This is a genomic window from Marinobacterium profundum, assembly GCF_001528745.1.
GTDB classification, from domain to species: Bacteria; Pseudomonadota; Gammaproteobacteria; order Pseudomonadales; family Balneatricaceae; genus Marinobacterium_A; species Marinobacterium_A profundum.
On sequence record NZ_BCNS01000054.1, the window covers coordinates 1 to 727 of the forward strand.

Genomic DNA, 727 nt, shown 5'->3' on the forward strand with positions numbered 1-727 from the left:
CCACCATGGCCGCAACGGCCACAAAGCCCAGAAAGACACCGGCAAACAGCAGCCCCAGGGTGCCGTTGCCGCTTGAGCGTTTGGGCCCACGGGCTTGGCGCTTTTCCCCGGGATAGCTGACCTTCAGCGCCTGGGGGCGGCCACGATCACCGGTGCCAGGGGTATAGGTCACAATGTCCTGCACAGAGGGCCTCAGCCGCCGGCTGGCAAACGCCGATATATGTACAAACACCGGCTCACCACCGCCTTCAGGGGTTATAAAACCAAAACCCTGGTCATCTTTCCAACGCGTGATGCGTCCCTGCAATCGCATTCATTCTTCCTCGCTCTGTTGCCTGCCTGTATACGCCCGGGCAAAGCCCTGCACAGCATTCAAATCGGCATTGATAAGCGCTGTTTATAACAGCCAGGGCCTATTAGGGAAAGAAGCTACGGCTACTCAGGCATCACCAACCGGGTAGAGATTACAATAAGGCTCAGCCTCGATTCAGACCGCCGGCTTGCCTCTGATGCCGCCGAACCAGTAACTCAGCACCTGCACCACGCCCACCGTAAGCACGCCGAACAGGATCTGCAACTCATCCATCAAGGAAGGAGTTGTCCCCGGTCTGCATATTCATTTCGTCACTGATTTCGACATAGAAAATAGCCGCCAGCATGCTGAAGTAGGCGATCAGAAATAGCACACAGATGAGTACCTGTGGGTTATTAACCCGGCGGGCAAATA

The 727-nt window shown here is 56.1% G+C and carries 1 protein-coding gene; it reads right to left on the reverse strand.

Going from position 1 to position 727, the window contains the following annotated elements; translation table 11 throughout:
* The coding region (locus MPRO_RS02825; protein WP_158651732.1) for a cold shock domain-containing protein at positions 1–313 on the reverse strand (313 nt) is incomplete at its 3' end.
* Between the last annotated feature and the right edge of the window lie 414 nt (positions 314–727).